The sequence below is a fragment of the Rhizobium sp. PK7-22 genome, assembly GCF_056530405.1.
The window spans coordinates 513,787-533,406 of sequence record NZ_CP096513.1 but is presented as its reverse complement, the minus strand read 5'-3'; the positions used below and the strand labels follow the sequence as shown (position 1 = coordinate 533,406).

The window sequence follows — 19,620 nt, the reverse complement described above, 5'->3', positions numbered from 1 at the left end:
GCGGCGCAGCATCAAAAAGTCCGGTTTTTGGACGAAATCGGCGTTGACGCGCAATCAGTTGGTAATTACGCTACATTTGGCTTTTGAGAAATGGCGGACCCAGCAGGGTCGTGGGAGCTCAGATTGCCCCTAAGGAGGAGACATCATGAAGACTGTTAAGACTGCCGCGTTGCGGTTTGCACTGGTCGCCGCAGGTTCGCTGCTGGCAATCTCCGCAGCCCAGGCCGCCGATTGCAAGATCGGCATTTCGATGAAGACGCTGGACGCGCCATATTTTGCTGCCCAGGAAGTTTCAGCCAAGAAGAAGGCGGGCGAACTCGGCTGCGAAGTACTCTCGGTTGACGCCCAGAACGACCTCAACAAGCAGGTGGCGGATGTCGAGGACATGGTAGCCCAGGGTATCCAGGCCCTGATCATTAACCCGCGTGACAGCAAGGGCCTCGTTCCGGCGGTGAATGCGGCGACGGCTGCCGGTGTGCATGTCTTCGTGATCGACTCGACCATCGATCCACAGGCCAATTTTGTAACGCTTGTGCAGTCCTCGAATTCGCAGAACGGACTTCTGGTCGGCCAATGGCTGGCCGATGCCACCAGGGGCAAGGATCTCAAGATTGCGCTCATCTCGGGCGACAAGGGCAATGAAGTCGGCCAGGAACGGCGCCTTGGCGTGCTGGCCGGCCTGCTCGAGGGCCAACTGCGCAACGAAGGCCGCGCGCGCTTTGAAGTCGTCGGTCAGGGCTGGGGCGGTTGGACCAATGAAGGCGGCCTCAAGGCGATGGAAGACCTCCTGACGGCCAATCCGGATATCAATGTCGTTCTGGGTGAAAATGACTCGATGGTTCTCGGTGCAGAAAAGGCGCTCGGCGATACAAAGGATGTGCTTCTGCTCGCAGCCGCCGACGGCCAGAAGGAAGCGCTCCAGGCCATCAAGGATGGCACATACGGGGCAACCGGCCTCAACGATCCAGCCATCGTCGCCGCAACCGCTGTGGACCTCGCCAAGAAGGCGATCGACGGCGAGCTTCCCGAGGGAATGTCGAAGATCACCTATACGACGCCGACTGCCATCACCGAGGACAACGTCGACAACTATCTGAAGAAGGACGCGGTGTTTTAAGCGCCATCCTCCTCCCAAGGCGGCCGGCATGGCGTGATGCCGGCCGCACCCTCGTCATTGCGCGGAAGGCCGCAAGGCCTCCCACGATGCCCAGCCGGCAGTTGCCCGGCGGCACAGGGATCAGAATTCGGCTATGGAAAATCTGGTAGATCTCAGCGGTATCCGCAAATCCTTCGGTGGTGTGCGAGCCCTTCAGGGCGTGGATTTCACCCTGCGGCCCGGTGAGGTTCATGCGCTGATCGGCGAAAATGGCGCCGGCAAATCGACGCTCATGCGCGTTCTCGGCGGCGAACACGCGCCGGATGCCGGCACGGTCGTCGTATCCGGCCAACAACAACAGTTTCGCGGTCCGATGGATGCGCTGGACAAGGGTATCGCCATCATCCATCAGGAAATGGCGCTGGCGACGGATCTGACCGTGGCCGAAAACATCTTTCTCGCCAAAATCCCCTCGCTGATTTTGTGGCGGGATCTCAATCGCCGGGCAAAGGAGCTGATCTCCAGCCTCGGTTTCTCCATCTCACCGTCGGCCACCGTTGCCGACCTGTCCGTGGCCCATCAGCAGGTGGTCGAGATTGCCAAGGCTCTCTCCCACAATGCCGCCGTCATGGTCTTCGACGAGCCTACGGCCGTGCTGTCCACCCAAGATGCCGATCGGCTGCTGCAGATCATCTCGACGCTTCGCGAGCGCGGCGTTGGAATTATCTACATCTCGCACAGGCTTGACGAAGTCTTCCGCATCGCTGACCGCATCACGGTCATGAAAGACGGAGCAACAGTTGCGACCGTCCCTCGGACGGACGTCGAAATCAATGACGTCATTCGCATGATGGTTGGCCGCTCGCTCGAGGCACTGTTTGGCGAGGGTGCCGACCGCACGGTGGGCGACGAAATTATAAGGGTCGATAATCTTTCAGACCGCAGCCGCATCAAGAGCGCCTCGCTCAGCCTTCGCGCAGGTGAAATCGTCGGCCTTGGGGGGCTTGTGGGGGCCGGCCGTACCGAACTCGTGCGCATGATTTTCGGAGCAGAGCAGGCTCAGTCCGGAAAGATTTTCATCCGCGGCCGCGAGGTAAAGATCAAGAGCCCCCGTGATGCCATCAAGGCGGGTATCGGCCTCGTGCCGGAAAGCCGTAAGGAACAGGGCCTCGTTCTCGACTTCCCGATCCGCGTCAACGCGACGATGGCAAGGCTGTCGCCTCTGGTCAACATGTTCGGCTTCGTTCGAAGGTCTGCCGAGAAGTCGGCGGTGGAGAAGCTCGCATCCCGCCTTCGCCTCAAGGCCGGCAGCCTCGACGACCCCGTTTCCAGCCTCTCCGGCGGCAATCAGCAGAAGGTTGTGCTCGCCAAATGGTTTCATGCCGATGGCGACATCCTGATTTTCGACGAGCCGACGCGCGGCGTCGATGTGGGTGCCAAGACGGAAATCTACTCGCTGATCAAGTCGCTGGCCGCAGAGGGCCGCGCGATCCTGGTCATCTCATCCGAGCATCTGGAACTGTTCGGGCTGTGCGATCGCATCCTGGTCATGCGCGAGGGGCAGCTGACCGGATCGCTTCAGCCGGCCGATTATACCGAAGAAAACCTGCTGCGGCTCGCAATGGTCGATTCCTTGACCGGGGCTAAAGACCGCTGCGATTCCATGATTGGGTAACGCCGTGACAGACATAGCAGAAACCGCTCCTCGCTCCCACTCGCTCAACATCGGCAATCTGCTGCACCGTTACGGCACGGTGGCGATCCTGATCGCGCTTTTGATCGTTGCAACCCTGATGTCGGACGTATTCCTGACTCAGCGAAACCTCATCAACGTGCTGCGCCAGAGCTCGGGCACCAGCCTGATGGCCGTCGGCCTGCTTTTCGTCATCCTGACGCGTGGTATCGACCTATCGGTCGGCTCGATTGCTGCATTGGGCAGCGTGATCTGTGCTTTGCTCATTCCGCAACTGGGGACGGGGATGTCGGTCGGCGCCGCACTTCTGGCTGGCGGCGTCTGCGGCTTGGCCTCCGGTGGTCTCATAGCATTCCTGAAACTGCCCCCCTTCGTCACGACCCTCGCGATGATGACGGTGGCGCGCGGCCTGTCGCTGATCGTCTCTTCCGGCCAGCCCATCCAGATGGGGGATGCGGGCGCGATGATCGTCAATTTCGGGTCGCAATCGGCGGCCGGTCTACCCTATCCGGTGTGGCTGATGGCAGCGGTTTTCGCCATTGCCGGCATCGTCCTGTCCCTGACCCGCTTCGGCCGACTGGTGAAAGCGATCGGCTCGAATGTCGAGGCGGTCCGTCTCTCCGGCATCCCGGTCGCCTTCTACACAACCGCGGTCTATGTCGTCTCGGGGGTTCTTGCAGCCGCCGCCGGCATTGTCTCCACCAGCCGCACGGGCATCGGCTCGGCCAACATCGGCGTTGGCGCCGAGCTTGATGCGATTGCGGCCGTGGTCATCGGTGGCGCCAGCCTGATGGGCGGCCGCGGCGGCGTGATCAACACCTTCATAGGGGTGCTTGTGCTCAGCATCATTGCCAATATGATGAACCTTGCACGCGTGCCCGGCTACCATCAGCAGGTGTTGATGGGATCCATCATCATCGGTGCCATGTTGCTGCAATACGCCTCAAACTGGTTCCGCAAGTAAGCAGCCAATCCCAAGCAAAGACATGTCAAAAGACCTTTTTCTCGCAATCGATGTCGGGACGGGCAGCGTCCGGGCGGCGCTGCTTGACACGCGCGGCAAGATCCTTGCCGTCACCAGCCGCGAACACGACCAGATCGTCCCGCAGTTTGGATGGTCGGAACAGCGACCGTGGGATTGGTGGGCCGGCGTTGCCGCCGCATCGCGCTCGGTGCTTGCCGAAGTGCCGGATGCAGCAAGCCGGATTGCGGTGATCGCCGCCTGCGGCCAGATGCATGGAACGGTTCTGATCGATGATCGTGGCGAGCTGGTGCGCGAGACGGCACCACTCTGGAACGACAAGCGCACGGTCGATTATGTGATGGCCTTCGAGACGGCCAACCATCCTGACACCTACCTTGCCGACTGCGCCAATCCGCCGACCCCGGCCTGGCCGGGCTTCAAGCTGCAATGGCTGCGCGACAATGATCCTTTGGCCTATAGCAGAACCTCTGCCGTGCTGATGCCGAAGGATTATATCAATCTGCGCCTGACCGGCGAGATCGCCATGGATCGCGGTGATGGCGGTGCGAGTTTTCTCATGGATCCGAGCACCGGCGACTGGTCGCAGAAGATGGTCAGGCTGCTCGGCCTTGATAAGGCAAAACTTGCCCCGTTGCGCAATCCAGTGGAAATCTTGGGTTCCGTCACGGCGCAGGCCGCCGTGGAGACCGGCCTTCTGGAGGGCACGCCGGTTTTGGTCGGGGGTGCCGATTATCCGGTTGCACTCCTCGGCTCCGGCGTATGCCGGCCGGGCGTCGGGTCGGAAGTCATGGGCACATCTGCCATCATCACGGCGATCGCCAGCCAGCCCCTGCTTGATCCCTCCGTCTGCAATGTCGGCACCGTGGAGGGCAATTGGGGAGCGTTCATGCTGCTGGAATCCGGCGGTGATGCCATGCGCTGGGCGCGCCGCGCCTTTCACGACAAGCAGTTTTCCTACGAGGATATCGTCGCAAAGGCGGACGAAGCGCCGGCCGGATCCGAACGACTGTTCTTCATGCCCTATCTCGCCGGAGAAAGGCTGGGCGATCATCGTAACGCCCGGGCCCAATATTTTGGGATCGGGGCCACCCACGGCCTTGCGCATATGCACCGGTCGATCCTCGAGGGCGTCGCCTTTGCGGTAAAGCGGCATATCAACATCCTCGACAGGATTTCCGGCGCACCGCTGGAGCGGGTGATTGCTTCGGGCGGCGGCGCGAAGACAAAACTCTGGCTGAAGATCAAGGCGAGCGTCTACGACATCCCGATCCTGGTGCCGCGGGAAGCCGAATGCGGTCTGGTCGGTTGCGGCATTATGGCCGCGACCGCCATGGGACAGTTTTCGGATCTGCAGGCGGCAGCTGATGCCTATGTCTCCTACGACGAGGAAATCCGCCCTGATCCGGCATGGGCGGATATCTATCGTCCGATGCAGTCCTTTTTCGAGAAGCTGTATCAGCACAGCCAGGTGCTTTACGATGACCTCGACAGGCTGCCGCAATGACAATGGGTGCCGTACTCTCACCTATGGACGGGGCGCTTGATGATAGCATGCTGGCCCCTGATGCCGACATGGAGGCTGTGCTTCGAAACCACGGCCATGGGGTGCTGGACGGGCTTTCGCAACAGACTAGCGGCACGGCCGGCAAGACACGCCATGCGCTGCTGCGCGACAGGCTGATGCTTGGGCTTTTCGTCAGCGACTATGCCGCCGGCACATATGCTGGCTGTCTGGAAATGGCCGCCTCGCAATCATTGCGGCCATCGGCTGCGGCCGTGAGCGATACCATGAAGCGCAACGACACGCGTGACGGTAGAATTCATTCGGAAGCCTTTCTCTGCGCCGCCGAACTGCTCGGCTTCGATCCCGTGGATTGCATCGTCGTGAAAGGCAACCTTCCTGGCTGCGTTGCTGGTCTTGCCGCGGGCATCACCGCAGTCGCCTGGCCGGAGCCAGGCCGCGACGCTCTCGCCTTTTTCGCACGGCGCAATCATCGCCGACCCCCATGACCTGATGCTGGCGTTGAGCGCTTGCCTCGCGGCACTGAAACCACCCGTAAAGGAAATCGTCCATGTACCTCGATAGATTCAAGCTGACCAACAAGATCGCCGTCGTGACGGGAGCGGCGAGAGGAATCGGCCGGGCCGCCGTCGAAGCCCTTTGCGAGGCCGGCGCGACGGTCGTGCTGACCGACATGAACGCCGAACTGCTGGAAAAGGCCGTCAGCGAACTCAGCGCCAAGGGTTTCAAAGTCGAGGGCGAAGTGCTCGACGTTACCGATGTCGAAGGGGTGAAAGCCGTCCACGACGCCATTCTGGCTCGCCACGGTCGTGTCGATGTTCTCGTCAACAATGCCGGCATCGCCATCAGCAATCATCCGGCTGAAACCATGGCCGACGCGGTCTGGAACAAGGTGATCGACGTCAACCTGAACGGCGTGTTCTGGTGCTGCCGCACATTCGGCAAGACCATGCTGGAGCAGTCAGCCGGCAGCATCGTCAATGTCGGATCGATGTCCGGCTTCATCGTCAATCGTCCGCAGGAACAGGCAAATTACAACGCCTCCAAGGCAGCCGTTCATCACCTGACGAAGTCGCTTGCGGCCGAATGGGGTGCACGCGGCGTGCGCGTCAATTGCGTGGCGCCGACCTATATCGACACCGAGATGAACAGATATGTGTATGACGATCCGGAAATGTACCGCCACTGGGTCGGCGGCACGCCGATGAACCGTCTCGGCCGCACCGACGAGGTTGCCTCAGTGATTCTGTTCCTCGCCAGCGAAGCCTCCAGCCTGATGACCGGCTCGATCGTGCTTGCGGACGGAGGTTATGTATGCTGGTGACATCTTATGCCGGTACCGCCCGCGGCGCGCGGTTTCCGGGGCGTTATATCCAGGCGGCCGGCGCAATCGGGATGTTGGGCGCGCAGGCAGCCGGTTTCGGCCGTCGCGCCGCGGTTCTTGTCGATCGCGGCATCTATGACATGCTGGAAGGCGCACTCCTTTCGGCAATGGAAGGGCATATCGAAGTCCAACTGATCCGCCACGGCGGCGAGTGCTCCGAGAACCAGATTGCTGCGCTCTCCACCTCGGCGCGTGAGAGCGCTGCAAAAGTCATCATCGGTGTTGGCGGCGGCAAGGCGCTCGATACGGCGAAGGCCGCAGCCCGCGATCTCGGCCTGCCGGTCATTATCTTTCCGACGATTGCGGCATCGGATGCGCCCTGCAGCGCACTTGCTGTCGTCTATAACGATGACGGAACCGTCGCCTATGACATGTTCCTACCGAGAAACCCCGACCTCGTTCTGGTCGATACGGCGCTGATCGCCAAGGCGCCGGCCCGTTTTCTTGCGGCCGGAATAGGCGATGCGCTCGCGACTTTCTACGAGGCGGATTCCTGCCGCCGCAGTGGTGCCTTCAACTGCATGAAAATGCCCGGCGTCAGCCTTGCCTTCGAAGTTGCAAAGGCCTGCCGCGATACGGTCTTCGAATTTGGAGCCATGGCACTGGCTGACTGCGATGCCGGTGAGGCGAGCCCCGCGCTGGAGCGGGTCGTCGAGGCAAATATTCTCCTTTCAGGAATAGGCTTTGAGTCCGGCGGCGTCGCGGCCGCGCATGCGATCCACCATGGACTGTGCGAACTCGAGGATGTTCACCACCATCTGCACGGCGAAAAAGTCGCGATCGGCGTTCTGGCGGGCCTGAAGCTTCACGGACAGGATAAGGAATTTCGAAGAGTCCGCGACTTCTGCCAATCCGTGCGCCTGCCGACGCGGCTTGCCGATATTGGCATAGTCGACGCTTGCGAGGAGAAGCTGGCGATTGTCGCAAGCCGTGCCTGCCGACCTGGCGAAATCATTCACAACGAGCCTATTCCTGTCACCGAGGGGATGGTCGTCGCTGCCTTGAAGGCACTTATCTGAAAGCGTGATGGGAAAGAGACTATGCAAGAGATTTCGGCATTCGGTCCATTTATGCAAGGCAAGAGCGTGGTCATTTCCGGCGGAACGAGCGGGATAGGGCTTAGCGTTGCAGAGGGTTTTGCAAAAGCCGGCGCCAGCGTGATTGCCACCGGCAGTTCGCAGGACAAGCTGCAGGCAGCGGCCTCGGGAAATATTCCGGCGAGCCTTCGCTTCGAGCAACTTGATGTTCGAAACGGCGAAGCCGTAACGCGCTTCTTTGCCGGGCTCGGTAACCTCGACGTTCTGGTCAATTGCCAAGGGATCGCGCGGCCCGACGCGGAATGGGAAGAAGAGGTCTTCCTCGACGTCATGGACGTCAATCTTAACAGCGCCATGCGTCTGTCACGCGCCGCTTTTCCCCTGCTGAAGGCAAGAAAAGGCTGCATTGTCAACTTTGCCTCGATGCTGAGCTATCTCGCCGATGAAAGCGTGCCCTCCTATACCGCGAGCAAGACCGGCATCGTCGGACTGACACGCGCCTTGGCCCACAAGTATGGCCGCGATGGCGTGCGCGTAAATGCCGTCGGCCCCGGTTATCATAGGACGGAAATGACGAAGCCGCTCTGGTCGGTGGCGGAAAGCGAAAAGAAGATCGCGGATCGTTCCGCCCTGAAACGGTGGGGCACGAGCGAAGATCTGGTCGGGCCGATCCTCTTCCTCTGCTCGCCGGCCGCAGCCTTTGTCACTGGCGTCACCCTGCCGGTCGATGGCGGGTACCACTCCGGATGAAGATATGCGATCTGAAAGTATGTAAGTGAGAGGTTCCTATCGTTTCCTCTCCACCAAGGGAATCTGGGGTGGTTGATCGTCCGCCCTTGGTTCTCACAGGCTTAAATGCCGGCTTTCACATCAGCAATACTTAATTCTCCTGTCGGTGTAGTCCGTAGCGGGCCGATCGAAGATCCGAGTTCGATCCGCAGCATCTGCGCGAGATCCGGCGGTATCTGGCCGCTGAAGACGATGGCCTGCGTGTCGGCAACGGCCCGCGGGGCGTTGACGAGGCGATTGTACGCCGGCGTCACCTCGTCCAGCCACTCGCCGACCCCTGGCCAATCAGGATCGAAGTGGCGGCGCATGGAGTGGATGGAGGCGAGGTTGACGCCGTTGCGGTTCAATCGGTCGATCACATATTGCCGCCAAGGGTGAGCTTTGGGGTACCGTCCCAGGCCTGATGCCACGATGCGCTGACGACGCACTACGGGGGGCTGCCCTTGGTGATGGGCCTCTTTCGCTCTACAATGCCAGCACGCGAACGTAGCATGTGTCAGAGACTGCTAACGCTGTTCGTCAAGACGGTAAGGACGAGCATCCTGCGCGGGGATAGACCTCCACAAGATCGCGGCGCCATCTTGCAGCCAAAACACAGTCACACTTTGCCGGTTACAATTGGTAAAGTCGTAAGATGCTTGTCGATGGTCCCGACAACATCTTGGTGCATGGGAAGGTTGGCCTTTTCGGTCTCCCACCGCTCCATGAACAGCGCGACGGTTTCCTTGGCTGTGTCGAGCACAAGTTTCTTGGGCAGGTGTGCCTTTGCCGACAGATACGCCAGTTCGTCTAACGTATACCCGGTGAACTCTTTCGTCCGGCTGAAGGTTAGCGCGGATTTGTCGTTCGCGATATACGGGATCGTGGACACGAAGTCATAGGCTGGAGCGAGGCGTGCGTTTTTGCGATCAGGATAGATGAGCGACCAGTTTTTCAGGTGCATATCGCCGTTGCCGATTAGGACATTGAACGTCAGGCGGCGGATGAATTCCGTCACATCATCCTGATCGGATTCCGAGGCAATCACCGATATCAGATTGCGGTAACTGGCTCTCTTGTACTTGTTCTCGGGATAGACATTGAAGACCTGTGCGAAATCCTCGATATGAGTGACGCTGCCATCATCATTGCGATCGAAGCGTTCGATGACGAAGGCCTGTTGCCCGATCTTCTCAATCCCGTCCGGCAGATTGCCGATCGTTCGAACATCGATCAGCCCGATCGCTGGCACGTTGATCCCGACCATCCTGGCAAGGCTCATCATTGAGAATTCGTTTTCCGGGACGTTGCCAAACTCGCGAGAGGGGAGTTTGACGATCCGATTGCCACCGACGCCGCTTGTCGGAATGGTCAGGCCACCGCTGGCACTTTGTACCGCCGAGAATTTCAGCTGCACACCTGCCAATGAAAATCGCATGGCATCTTCTGCCGCTTCTTTGGCGGCTTCACCTTCAAGGACGCTATGTGCCTCGTCTGGCCGTTCATCGCCGTCCTCTGGAACGACGGTAATCGCGCCGGGCAGGTCCTGCCCAAGCACCCACAAGAGGAAGAACTCGCGGTCACTATGGATGTTTGCCTTCTCAGCCAGGTACCGGCGCAAGTGACCCTCTGGGAGGAGGTTCGAAAAGTAGGGCATCAGCTTGATTTTATACAGCCGAAAATCCGTGATCAGCTCGCCAAAGTTGTCCTTGAATTGGAGACCGAGGGTCGGCCTTTCTGGGTTCTCGACATAGGCATCGTTGAACGCAAAAAGCGTCTTTTCGCCTCCGACAGAGGTTATCGTGCCGATTTCTTCGCCATAAAGGCGCACGCTCAGAACAGAGACATCAGGCATCGTCTTCCTCCTCATCATTCAATGAGTAGGCTGGACGGTTGGCTTGTCGTTGTTCGCTTCTAGGCTTGAAATGGGCAATCTGGTTGCGGAGCGCCTTCATGCTGTTGGCTGCCTCTAAGATACCCTGCTCTGTGATATTGGCGCGTTCAATGGTGTGCCGCAGCGAGCGGAGACTGTCCAAAAATTGCATGTCGATATGGAGGCGCTGGAGTGATGCCGTAGCTTTGCGCAGCTCATCCAGTTCCGGCAGGGCCGGCGCATCAATCTGAAGAGTACGGACCGCCTTTTGCAGTTGCTGCATTTCTTTGCTGATCGCGGGTGGTTGGATCACAGTACGATCGGTCGTTTGGCGCGTGATTGATTTGACCGCGGGCACCGCCTTGTGTGGTATCAGGGCAATTTCCAAATCAAGCGCGCTGGCAATCGCGACGAGGCTCGACAGACGCAGATCAACGCTGTTGGATTCGATCCGCGAAATCTGCGCTTGCGGCACGCCAGCCAACCGGCTCAATTCGCGTTGACTGAGATGGTTGGCTTCTCTGGCTTCGCGTAGGCGGTCCGCGATCTCTTGGGTTTCATATCTCATCGATGTCTATTTCCACATCACTTCTTCCAGCTGATGTCGGTTACGATATCATCAAGATCTCTGCTTTTTCAAGATGATGTTTTGTGACGCATCAAAATCAAGGTATGATGCTTCATTCGATATCACAATTTTCTGGTACTGACGTGCGGCGTCTCGCACGAGACGTCAAACCGATGGGTGAGGGTCGCTCTTCCGCGCTCCAATGGATCAAACTTAGCGCTTGATCACGCCATGAACGCGCCAACGGATACCAGATTGCTCGAAGCGAAGGCGAAGCTTCAAGCATCGCAAAGCCGAACGCGGCCCGTGTTTCGCATCTGGCACACTTGTCCAATTGGGGGCAGACAAAAGTCCATTGTCATCACACCTAAATTAGGTTTAGTTGATTTGAGGCTTCAAATATCGGCGCCAACCCCATCGGGATGATCGCTGAAGGGAGGCCCAAGACCATAGGTGAGTGGCAAAGGGGAGGAACCATGTCCACGAACGTTATCGCTGCTTCGGCAGTCGCGGCCAGCATGTCGCTTTTTTCAGCGTCGAGCGCGCTAGCAGTTACGGAACTGCAGTGGTGGCACGCCATGACCGGCGCCAACAACGAGGTCGTCGACACGCTGGCGAAAGAGTTCAACGAGTCGCAGAGCGAATACAAGATCGTCCCGGTCTTTAAGGGAACGTACCCAGAAACCCTAAACGCCGGGATCGCTGCGTTCCGTGCCAAGCAGACGCCCGCGATCATTCAGGTCTTTGATGTCGGCACCGGCGTGATGATGGGTGCCGAAGGCGCCGTCATGCCGGTTGCAGACGTGCTCGAGAAGGGTGGCTTCACCTTCGACAAGGCCAACTATCTGGCGGGTATCGTTGCCTATTACTCCAAGCCCGACGGCACCATGCTGTCCTTCCCCTACAACTCGTCGTCGCCGATCCTCTACTACAACAAGGACATCTTCGAGAAGGCCGGTCTGGACATCGACAATCCGCCCAAGACCTGGCCGGCAGTCTGGGAAGCCGCCCGTACCATCAAGACGAGCGGTGCTGCCGAGTGCGGTTACACCTCGACCTGGCTGACCTGGATCCAGACCGAGAATTTCGCGGCCTGGAACAACCTGTCCTACGCCAATAACGAGAATGGTCTGGCCGACACTGACGTCGATCTGCAGTTCAACTCGCCGCAGTTCGTCGAGCACTTCCAGTCGATTGCCGATCTCGCCAAGGACGGCGTCTTCCGCTACGGCGGTCGCACCTCCGAAGCCAAGAACCTCTTCCTCTCCGGTGAATGCGGCATCCTGACGGAATCCTCAGGCGGTCTCGGCGATATCGTCAAGAGCGGCATGAACTATGGAATCGGTCAACTGCCTTACTACGAAGGCGAAGGCCGACCGCAGAACACCATCCCCGGCGGCGCCAGCCTCTGGGTCTTCGGCGGCAAGAGCGACGAAGAATACAAGGGCATCGCCCAGTTCTTCAATTTCCTGTCTCAGACGGACATCCAGGCTCGCCTGCACCAGGTGTCAGGCTACCTCCCGGTCACCATGGCAGCCTACAATGCCACCAAGGAGTCCGGCTTCTATGAAAAGAACCCGGGCCGCGAGACGCCGATCCAGCAGATGATGGGCAAGCAGCCGACCGAGAATTCCAAGGGCGTGCGCCTCGTCAACCTGCCGCAGGTTCGCGACATCATGAACGAGGAGTTCGAAGCCATGTTGGCAGGACAGCAGGACGCCAAGGCGGCACTCGACAAGGCCGTCGAACGCGGCAACGCCGCCATTCAGCAGGCACTCGGCAACTAAAAGCACTCTCGCAATGCCGCCCGGATCCGTGTCCGGGCGGTCTTTTCATCTGGCGGGGGCATTGCTTTGCAGAACGTCGTCTTTCCCAACAAGACTCTTCCCTACATACTGGTCGCCCCGCAGATCGTTCTGACGGTGATCTTCTTCTTCTGGCCGGCAAGCCAGGCGCTCTACCAGTCGGCCATGCGCGAGGATCCCTTTGGACTGCGCAGCGCCTTCGTCGGGCTGGCAAACTTCCAGGCGATCTTCACCGATCCGAACTACCTGCACTCGCTCCAGGTGACACTTGTCTTCAGCGTGCTGACGGCAGCCGTCGCCATGGGCATGGCCCTATTTTTGGCAACGGCTGCGGATCTGGTGGTGCGCGGGCGCGGCGTCTACCGCACCTTCCTCATCATTCCCTATGCCGTGGCGCCTGCCGTGGCGGGCATGCTGTGGCTCTTCATGTTCAACCCCGCCATGGGCACCTTTGCCTATCTGCTGCGCCGCAATGGCATCATGTGGGACCCGTTGCTCGTCGGAAACCAGGCGATGACGCTGGTGGTCGCGGCGGCCGCCTGGAAGCAGATCAGCTACAATTTCCTGTTCTTCGTCGCCGGCCTGCAGGCCATCCCGAAGTCCCTCCTGGAGGCTGCGGCAATCGACGGGGCGAGGGGAGCAAGACGGTTCTGGACCATCGTCTTCCCGCTGCTGGCGCCCACCACATTCTTCCTGCTGGTCGTCAACACGGTCTACGCCTTCTTCGATACCTTCGGCATCATCCACGCCGTCACCGGCGGGGGGCCGGCCAAAGCAACTGAAACGCTGGTCTACAAGGTCTACAACGACGGCTTCGTGAACCTGAACCTCGGCTCATCCGCGGCCCAGTCGGTCGTGCTGATGATCATCGTGATCGCATTGACGGCCTTCCAGTTCCGCTTCGTGGAGAAGAAGGTGCATTATGGGTGAGGACCGGTCATGATTGAAAATCGCCCCGTTGCGACACTCCTCGGCCATCTCGTGCTGGTGCTCGGCATCATCATCGTGGCCTTCCCGATCTATTATACCTTCATCGCCTCGACGATGACGTCGATCGACATCATCCGCCCGCCCATGTCGCTGCTGCCGGGCGACCAGTTCATCGAGAACTATTCCGGAGCGCTGTCCGGCGGCGTCGAGCGGGTCGTGGGGGTCAGCCTGGAGCGGCTTCTCTTCAACACCTTCGTGGTCGCCATGGCGATCGCGATCGGCAAGATCATCATCTCCTTCCTGTCGGCCTTTGCCATTGTCTTCTTCCGATTCCCGTTCCGGATGGGCTTCTTCTGGATGATCTTCATCACGTTGATGCTGCCGGTGGAGGTCCGCATCCTGCCGACCTACAAGGTGATCGTCGATCTCGGCCTTCTCGACAGCTATGCCGGCCTCACCCTGCCGCTCATGGCGTCGGCGACGGCGACCTTCCTCTTTCGCCAGTTCTTCCTGACGATCCCGGGCGAGATGGTGGAAGCGGCTCGTCTCGACAATGCCGGCCCCTTCCGCTTCATGAAGGATATCCTGCTGCCGCTTTCGAAGACCAATATCGCCGCGCTCTTCGTGATCCTCTTCATCTACGGCTGGACCCAGTATCTCTGGCCGCTTCTCGTCACCAACGACGCGAAGATGAACACGATCATCATCGGCCTGCGGCGCATGGTCGATTTCACCGACGCGTCCACGCCGTGGAACTACGTCATGGTTACCGCGATCCTCGCCATCATCCCGCCCGTTCTGGTCGTCGTGCTGATGCAGCGCTGGTTCGTCAAAGGTCTTGTGGAGACTGAAAAATAATGGCCGAAATTGAACTCAAGGATGTCCGCAAGGTCTATGGCGGCAATATCGAGGCGATCAAGGGCGTGTCGCTGCATATCGCCGACGGCGAGATGATCGTGCTCGTCGGCCCCTCTGGCTGCGGTAAATCCACCCTGCTGCGGATGATCGCCGGCCTGGAGGGAATCTCCTCGGGCGAAATCGTGATTGGTGGCCGCGTCATCAACAATCTGGAACCGGCCGAGCGCGACATTGCCATGGTCTTCCAGAACTACGCGCTCTATCCGCACATGACCGTTCGGCAGAACCTGTCCTACGGCCTGAAGAACCGCAACACGCCGAAGGATGAGATCGACCGGCGCGTCGCGGAAGCCGCGACGGCCCTGGAGATCGAGCAGTTCCTCGAGCGCAAGCCCCGCCAGTTGTCCGGCGGTCAGCGTCAGCGCGTGGCCATGGGCCGGGCGATCGTTCGCAAGCCTGCGGCCTTCCTCTTCGACGAGCCGCTGTCGAACCTCGACGCCAAGCTCCGGGTGCAGATGCGCGTCGAGATCCGCAGGCTGCAGCGGTCGCTCGCTACAACCAGCGTCTACGTTACCCACGACCAGATGGAGGCCATGACGCTGGCCGACCGGCTGGTGGTGCTGAATGGCGGGCGCATCGAGCAGGTCGGCACACCGATCGAGCTCTACGAGCGCCCGGCTTCCACTTTCGTCGCCACCTTCATCGGCTCTCCGTCGATGAATCTTCTGAAGCGCAAGGCAGTCGAGGGCAGCGGCTGGATGCTGGGCACGAACTCCGGCGTCGCGGCGAGCGTTACGACCGTCGGCATCCGCCCCGAAGACATCGTGATTGCCTACGAAAACTCCCCTTCCGACTTTACCGGGCAGGTGCAGGTTGACGCGGTGGAACTGGTTGGAGCCGAGAGCTACGTCCATGCCTCACTCGCCGACGGCAGCCTGATCGTCTTTCGTGTGCCGGGACGCTCGCGCATTGGCATCGGCGAAACCCTTCGTATCGCGGCCGCCCAAACCAACATTCATATGTTCGACGAGGTCGGCAAGCGTCTTGCCTGACCCCGTGAACTCTTGCGACGTGAGAATGAAAGGGCATCCGGGGACGGGCCTGGGGCCTTTTCCCGCGCCACCTTGAACAAGTCTTCGCCTGCACAGCGATGCCGCTTCCGGTCCAGGACGTTCGTGCCGAAGCAGGGCATCCCCTTTGGTGGCGTTCATGGCATCAGCCGACGTGCTGCTCTTGCACCGTGCCAGGCGTGAGGCTTTCGTTGCTGGATTGGCGAGCGCGGTTTTCGATCGAGACTCGGGAACGCAACCTGGGCTGGGAACGCAACAGAGGCGCGAATGGCCGTAAAGCACCTTTCCTTATCCGGCGGATAGGACATAATCCCTTAGCCAGCAGTTGATTTTCCCTGGCCGATCGACTGGAATACGAAATGCAATCGACGATCGTCATCATCAATCTTTTCGGCGCTGTCGCCCTGTTGCTCTTCGGGCTCGCCCAGGTGAAGGATGGCGTCACCCGGGCCTTCGGAACCAAGCTGCGGACAGGGCTCGCCTCCGGCACGCAAAGCAGCCTCCGCTCCTTCGTATCAGGCTTCGTTGCCACGATCGCACTGCAGAGTTCCACGGCCACTGCCCTGACCGTTGCATCCTTCGTCGAGCGCGACCTGATCCGGGCTCGCATGGCGCAGATCGTGCTGCTGGGCGCCAATGTTGGCACCGCCGTCACCGCTTGGATCGTTGCCACCGGCATTGAATGGCTGTCGCCGCTGTTGATCCTCGCGGGCGTCGCTCTCCAGAAGGGTGGCTCGACTGCGCGCAAGGGTGGCGGCGCGGCTTTGATCGGCATCGGTTTGATGCTCCTGTCGCTCTACCTGCTCTCGGCCGCCACCGAGCCCATGCGCGATTCTCCGGCTCTCGCGGCCTTCGTCAAGCTGCTTGGCGGCGCCTGGCCCGTGGCGTTCGCGCTGACGGCGGGCCTTGCCATCATCTCCTCGTCCAGCCTGGCTGTTGTCGTGCTGGTTCTGTCGCTTGCCTCGACCGGTATCCTGTCCACCGAGCTCATCATCGTGCTGATCCTCGGCGCCAATCTCGGCGGCGCTGTTCCACCCGTGTTGGCCACGCTGTCCGCCCCTGCGTCGGCCCGACGTATCACCACCGGCAACCTGGTCGTTCGTGCCGTCGGATGCCTGATCGCGCTGCCGCTTGTCGGCTACGGCGCGCAGGGGCTCGAAATGCTGCCGTTGGAACGGGAAGGCCTGCCGGTCGATGCGCATCTCGCCTTCAACATCGCGCTCGCCCTCCTGGCCTGGCCCATCTCCGGCCTCCTGTCGGACGCCATGGAGCGCTGGATCCCCGCAGAGGACGAACCCGACACCGGTCCAAAGTTCCTGGATCCGGAGGCGCTTTATACTCCGGTGGTGGCGCTGGCCAACGCCACCCGGGAAGTTTTAGGGGTAGGCGATCTGGTCGAAAGAATGCTGGTCAGGGTCGAAAGCGCATTCAGGAACAATGATCTGGCGCCGTTGTCTGAGATCGAGGCACTGGAAAAGCGGGTTGACCGGTTGCAGCAGGACATCAAGGTCTACCTGTCGAAGCTTGACCGGGAATCGGCCGGTGGCGACAACGGCCGCCGTTCGATCGCTATCATCGACTACGCCATCAATCTGGAGCATGTTGGCGACATCATCGAAAAGGGCCTGAGCGAGCAGGTTCGCAAGAAGGTGGCAAGCAACCTGAAATTCTCCGAGGCGGGCTATCACGAGCTCAAGAACCTCTTCGACCTGACGATCGAGAACCTGCACACGGCGCAAACCATCATCGTCACAGGTGATCTGAACCTGGCACTGCGCCTGATGGAGATAAAGGTCGAGGTACGAAAGGCCGAAAAGCTTTCCGCCGAGCGGCATCTGGAACGTCTTCGCGATGGCCGGGTCGAGAGCCTGCAGACGAGTTCTCTGCACCTCGATATCCTGCGCGACCTGAAGCGCATCAACGCCCACCTGGTCTCCGTCGCCCACCCGATCCTCGACGACAGCGGAATGCTGCGCGAAAGCCGCCTGCGTCAAGGCGAGCCGAAAATCTGATTTTCCTCCGCCCACGACTGGGATGCCAGTAGAAGCCTATCACCTCGTTGACGTCTTCTCGACGCTCTCAAGATGTTCAAGGGCCGATCATTGCATTAATCCGGCTTGTCCGTTTGTCTGTTCTGTCCCTTCCTGCATTACGGCTCAGCTTTCCCTGGACGCTAGCGGTATAGCTCCCGAAGCGGCCGTATGGGTCTTGATCAATTGCCCATGATCTGCGGGGATGCCTGCTTTGCATATTAAAGGTGCGTAAATAAAAGACGCCTAAAGTAGCAACGGGGCTCGGACAAGCGGCAACCAGGGCGTAACGGCATGCGAGGTAGACTCAGCTTCTTCAATTCCAAAGCCGCGGGTCTGCTCAGCGCATTGGACAAGTCCCTCGCCATCATCGAGTTTGATCCGCGGGGTAACATTCTCTGGGCTAACGCGTGCTTCTGCAAGGTCGTCGGCTACTCGCCTTCTGAAATCATCGGCAAACACCACAGCATGTTTGTTGATCCCAACTACGCAAGTACCGCCGACTACAGCGAATTCTGGCTGAAGCTTGGCCGTGGAGAATTTGATCAGCAAGAGTATCGTCGGGTTGCTAAGGGCGGTCGACAGGTATGGATACAAGCGTCCTACAACCCGGTGGTCAATCGGCGAGGAAAGGTTGTCAGAGTCGTCAAAGTGGCCACAGATACGACAGAGGCTCACCAAAGGAACGCAGCCTTTGAGGCCAAGTTGGCTGCCATCTCCCGTGTACAGGGCGTCATCGAATTCAAACCCACTGGCGAGATCATCGATGCCAACGACAATTTCCTCTCTTTGCTGGGCTACCAGCGACACGAGGTCCAGGGCAAGCATCATCGGATGTTCGTCGATGACGATCTGGCGCGCTCGCCCGATTACAAGGACTTCTGGGAAAAGCTCAACGCCGGGGAATTCGTGACCGGCGAATTCCGGCGGATCGGAAAAGGCAACAAGGACCCATTCGACGGCCCAGTGCTGGTCGGAGGGTTGATCGGCGATCGTCCGGTTGTGTGTTTCTGTGAAGATGCCGATCCGGCGATGAAAGCGCTTTGCCGGCTTCGGGTAGCGCGACCCCTCCGGCACCGCCGACAGGGAAAGGGAAGTGTCCCGTTCGGCGGCACGGCCCGGATGATTGTGGCAACTCAACGATGATCCAGCATCTATTCCTCTTGCTCGAGGCTTAGCAAAACCCGTTGAGCTTCAGGATCTTGTGCGCCTGAATGACGGCCACAAGTTCGCCTTCAGCTGCGCGGTCTCCCTGGTTGGCATCCGGGTGATGCATCTTCAACCGATCCCTGTAGCGCCTTCTGATTTCTTCCGGGGACGCATCTTCCGGCAGCCCCAGGGTTTCCATGGCCTTGGCTTCAAGTACCTTCAGTTTTCGCGCCTTCAATTCGGCCCTTTGTAGCTGACGCTGTTGGGCGGTCTTGCGCGCGTTGACGGCCTTTGCAGACCCGGACCGCGCGGTGGAGGGAAGGGGAGGTTCCGCCGCTTGGCTGACGCTGCTCCCCAACGTCGCGCGGCTTCCAGCCGCGGCCTCCCGCTGGAAGCGGGCAATCTCTGCATCAGACGGCCCGCTGACGAAGTCATATCGCTTGTTGTATTCCCTCACATGATCAAGACAAAAGAGAAGATACAATCCTTCTGCGCCGCGACCGACAGGGGCGCGATGCCTCCCCGTGTTTTCACAGCCATCCCATTGGCATTTCGGGCCATGGGCTTCGCTATCTGGAGCTGCGCTTTTGCGAACGGAGTTAAGGCCGACGAAGATCTTCGAAGCAGACGTCATCACCGGTATATGGACGAGCCGGACCTTTTCAGCAACATTCTTTAGTCCGCTGCCTGAGGTCTGAGGACTGCAAGCCGTGCGAACATGAAGCCAGACAACGCTGTTCGATCCCTTTCACACGGAAGGCTGCAGATGCCATGCATCTCCCTTGGGGGCACATTACCGTGTGGCGATGGTTCTCCCGCGGCTCCCCACACCCGAGGTCCTATGCGACAGCG

At 59.8% G+C, this 19,620-nt stretch carries 18 protein-coding genes; 14 read left to right on the top strand and 4 right to left on the bottom strand.

What is annotated here, in order from left to right:
* Positions 1–145 precede the first annotated feature (145 nt).
* The 8 genes from M1E10_RS02630 to M1E10_RS02595 all read left to right on the top strand — a co-directional run bounded on the left by M1E10_RS02630 (position 146) and on the right by M1E10_RS02595 (position 8,467).
* The gene (locus M1E10_RS02630; protein ID WP_499172580.1) at positions 146–1,117 is read left to right on the top strand and encodes a type 1 periplasmic-binding domain-containing protein; all 972 of its coding nucleotides are present in this window, start codon (positions 146–148) and stop codon (positions 1,115–1,117) included.
* 133 nt (positions 1,118–1,250) lie between these two features.
* Positions 1,251–2,771, top strand: a complete 1,521-nt coding sequence (locus M1E10_RS02625; RefSeq protein ID WP_499172579.1) for a sugar ABC transporter ATP-binding protein — start codon at positions 1,251–1,253, stop codon at positions 2,769–2,771.
* 4 nt (positions 2,772–2,775) lie between these two features.
* On the top strand, positions 2,776–3,753 hold the full coding sequence (locus M1E10_RS02620; RefSeq protein WP_499172578.1) for an ABC transporter permease: 978 nt from the start codon (positions 2,776–2,778) through the stop codon (positions 3,751–3,753).
* Positions 3,754–3,775: 22 nt separating this feature from the next.
* Positions 3,776–5,278, top strand: a complete 1,503-nt coding sequence (locus M1E10_RS02615; protein ID WP_499172577.1) for a xylulokinase — start codon at positions 3,776–3,778, stop codon at positions 5,276–5,278.
* A gap of 47 nt (positions 5,279–5,325) precedes the next feature.
* Positions 5,326–5,784 (top strand): hypothetical protein, encoded by a 459-nt coding sequence (locus tag M1E10_RS02610; protein WP_499172576.1) that lies wholly within the window; start codon positions 5,326–5,328, stop codon positions 5,782–5,784.
* 62 nt (positions 5,785–5,846) lie between these two features.
* Complete coding sequence (locus M1E10_RS02605) at positions 5,847–6,620, top strand: SDR family NAD(P)-dependent oxidoreductase (protein WP_499172575.1); 774 nt, start codon at positions 5,847–5,849, stop codon at positions 6,618–6,620.
* Positions 6,611–7,699 (top strand): glycerol dehydrogenase, encoded by a 1,089-nt coding sequence (locus M1E10_RS02600; protein WP_499172574.1) that lies wholly within the window; start codon positions 6,611–6,613, stop codon positions 7,697–7,699. The genes M1E10_RS02605 and M1E10_RS02600 overlap by 10 nt, the downstream gene beginning before the upstream one ends.
* Before the next feature lie 21 nt (positions 7,700–7,720).
* Positions 7,721–8,467: an SDR family NAD(P)-dependent oxidoreductase gene (locus M1E10_RS02595; protein ID WP_499172573.1), complete on the top strand. Its 747-nt coding sequence runs from the start codon at positions 7,721–7,723 to the stop codon at positions 8,465–8,467.
* A 101-nt stretch (positions 8,468–8,568) separates the two neighbouring features.
* On the opposite strand, the gene M1E10_RS02590 is transcribed toward M1E10_RS02595, so the two are convergent.
* From M1E10_RS02590 to M1E10_RS02580, 3 genes are all read right to left on the bottom strand, one after another.
* Positions 8,569–8,865, bottom strand: a complete 297-nt coding sequence (locus tag M1E10_RS02590) for a hypothetical protein (protein WP_499172572.1) — start codon at positions 8,863–8,865, stop codon at positions 8,569–8,571.
* 239 nt (positions 8,866–9,104) lie between these two features.
* Entirely contained in the window at positions 9,105–10,340 is a 1,236-nt protein-coding gene (locus M1E10_RS02585; RefSeq protein WP_499172571.1) for a type II toxin-antitoxin system HipA family toxin, read from the bottom strand.
* Entirely contained in the window at positions 10,333–10,926 is a 594-nt protein-coding gene (locus M1E10_RS02580; RefSeq protein ID WP_499172570.1) for a helix-turn-helix domain-containing protein, read from the bottom strand. The genes M1E10_RS02585 and M1E10_RS02580 overlap by 8 nt, the downstream gene beginning before the upstream one ends.
* A gap of 476 nt (positions 10,927–11,402) precedes the next feature.
* On the opposite strand from M1E10_RS02580, the gene ugpB reads away from it, so the two are divergent.
* The 6 genes from ugpB (at position 11,403) to M1E10_RS02550 (ending at position 18,765) form a co-directional block, all read left to right on the top strand.
* Entirely contained in the window at positions 11,403–12,713 is a 1,311-nt protein-coding gene (ugpB, locus tag M1E10_RS02575; RefSeq protein ID WP_499172569.1) for a type 2 periplasmic-binding domain-containing protein, read from the top strand.
* A gap of 66 nt (positions 12,714–12,779) precedes the next feature.
* A complete protein-coding gene (gene ugpA / locus M1E10_RS02570; RefSeq protein WP_499172568.1) occupies positions 12,780–13,661 on the top strand; it encodes an ABC transporter permease in 882 nt (293 codons plus the stop codon).
* A gap of 9 nt (positions 13,662–13,670) precedes the next feature.
* Entirely contained in the window at positions 13,671–14,519 is an 849-nt protein-coding gene (gene ugpE, locus M1E10_RS02565; protein ID WP_499172567.1) for an ABC transporter permease, read from the top strand.
* Positions 14,519–15,571 (top strand): sn-glycerol-3-phosphate import ATP-binding protein UgpC, encoded by a 1,053-nt coding sequence (locus M1E10_RS02560; protein WP_499172566.1) that lies wholly within the window; start codon positions 14,519–14,521, stop codon positions 15,569–15,571. Before ugpE ends, M1E10_RS02560 begins: the two co-directional genes overlap by 1 nt.
* 377 nt (positions 15,572–15,948) lie before the next feature.
* The gene (locus M1E10_RS02555; RefSeq protein ID WP_499172565.1) at positions 15,949–17,601 is read left to right on the top strand and encodes a Na/Pi cotransporter family protein; all 1,653 of its coding nucleotides are present in this window, start codon (positions 15,949–15,951) and stop codon (positions 17,599–17,601) included.
* 312 nt (positions 17,602–17,913) lie between these two features.
* Positions 17,914–18,765 carry a PAS domain-containing protein gene (locus tag M1E10_RS02550; protein ID WP_499172564.1) on the top strand — a complete coding sequence of 284 codons (852 nt, stop codon included), beginning with the start codon at positions 17,914–17,916 and terminating at the stop codon, positions 18,763–18,765.
* 28 nt (positions 18,766–18,793) lie between these two features.
* On the opposite strand, the gene M1E10_RS02545 is transcribed toward M1E10_RS02550, so the two are convergent.
* Positions 18,794–19,402 (bottom strand): J domain-containing protein, encoded by a 609-nt coding sequence (locus M1E10_RS02545; protein WP_499172563.1) that lies wholly within the window; start codon positions 19,400–19,402, stop codon positions 18,794–18,796.
* Between the last annotated feature and the right edge of the window lie 218 nt (positions 19,403–19,620).

What these genes read in the sequence shown, in the direction of transcription:
- M1E10_RS02630 (WP_499172580.1), top strand. Translation starts at nt 146, where the DNA reads ATGAAGACTGTTAAGACTGCCGCGTTGCGGTTTGCACTGGTCGCCGCA.
- M1E10_RS02625 (WP_499172579.1), top strand. Translation starts at nt 1,251, where the DNA reads ATGGAAAATCTGGTAGATCTCAGCGGTATCCGCAAATCCTTCGGTGGT.
- M1E10_RS02615 (WP_499172577.1), top strand. Translation starts at nt 3,776, where the DNA reads ATGTCAAAAGACCTTTTTCTCGCAATCGATGTCGGGACGGGCAGCGTC.
- M1E10_RS02610 (WP_499172576.1), top strand. Translation starts at nt 5,326, where the DNA reads ATGCTGGCCCCTGATGCCGACATGGAGGCTGTGCTTCGAAACCACGGC.
- M1E10_RS02605 (WP_499172575.1), top strand. Translation starts at nt 5,847, where the DNA reads ATGTACCTCGATAGATTCAAGCTGACCAACAAGATCGCCGTCGTGACG.
- M1E10_RS02600 (WP_499172574.1), top strand. Translation starts at nt 6,611, where the DNA reads ATGCTGGTGACATCTTATGCCGGTACCGCCCGCGGCGCGCGGTTTCCG.
- M1E10_RS02595 (WP_499172573.1), top strand. Translation starts at nt 7,721, where the DNA reads ATGCAAGAGATTTCGGCATTCGGTCCATTTATGCAAGGCAAGAGCGTG.
- M1E10_RS02585 (WP_499172571.1), bottom strand. Translation starts at nt 10,340, where the DNA reads ATGCCTGATGTCTCTGTTCTGAGCGTGCGCCTTTATGGCGAAGAAATC.
- M1E10_RS02580 (WP_499172570.1), bottom strand. Translation starts at nt 10,926, where the DNA reads ATGAGATATGAAACCCAAGAGATCGCGGACCGCCTACGCGAAGCCAGA.
- ugpB (WP_499172569.1), top strand. Translation starts at nt 11,403, where the DNA reads ATGTCCACGAACGTTATCGCTGCTTCGGCAGTCGCGGCCAGCATGTCG.
- ugpE (WP_499172567.1), top strand. Translation starts at nt 13,671, where the DNA reads ATGATTGAAAATCGCCCCGTTGCGACACTCCTCGGCCATCTCGTGCTG.
- M1E10_RS02560 (WP_499172566.1), top strand. Translation starts at nt 14,519, where the DNA reads ATGGCCGAAATTGAACTCAAGGATGTCCGCAAGGTCTATGGCGGCAAT.
- M1E10_RS02555 (WP_499172565.1), top strand. Translation starts at nt 15,949, where the DNA reads ATGCAATCGACGATCGTCATCATCAATCTTTTCGGCGCTGTCGCCCTG.
- M1E10_RS02550 (WP_499172564.1), top strand. Translation starts at nt 17,914, where the DNA reads ATGCGAGGTAGACTCAGCTTCTTCAATTCCAAAGCCGCGGGTCTGCTC.
- M1E10_RS02545 (WP_499172563.1), bottom strand. Translation starts at nt 19,402, where the DNA reads ATGACGTCTGCTTCGAAGATCTTCGTCGGCCTTAACTCCGTTCGCAAA.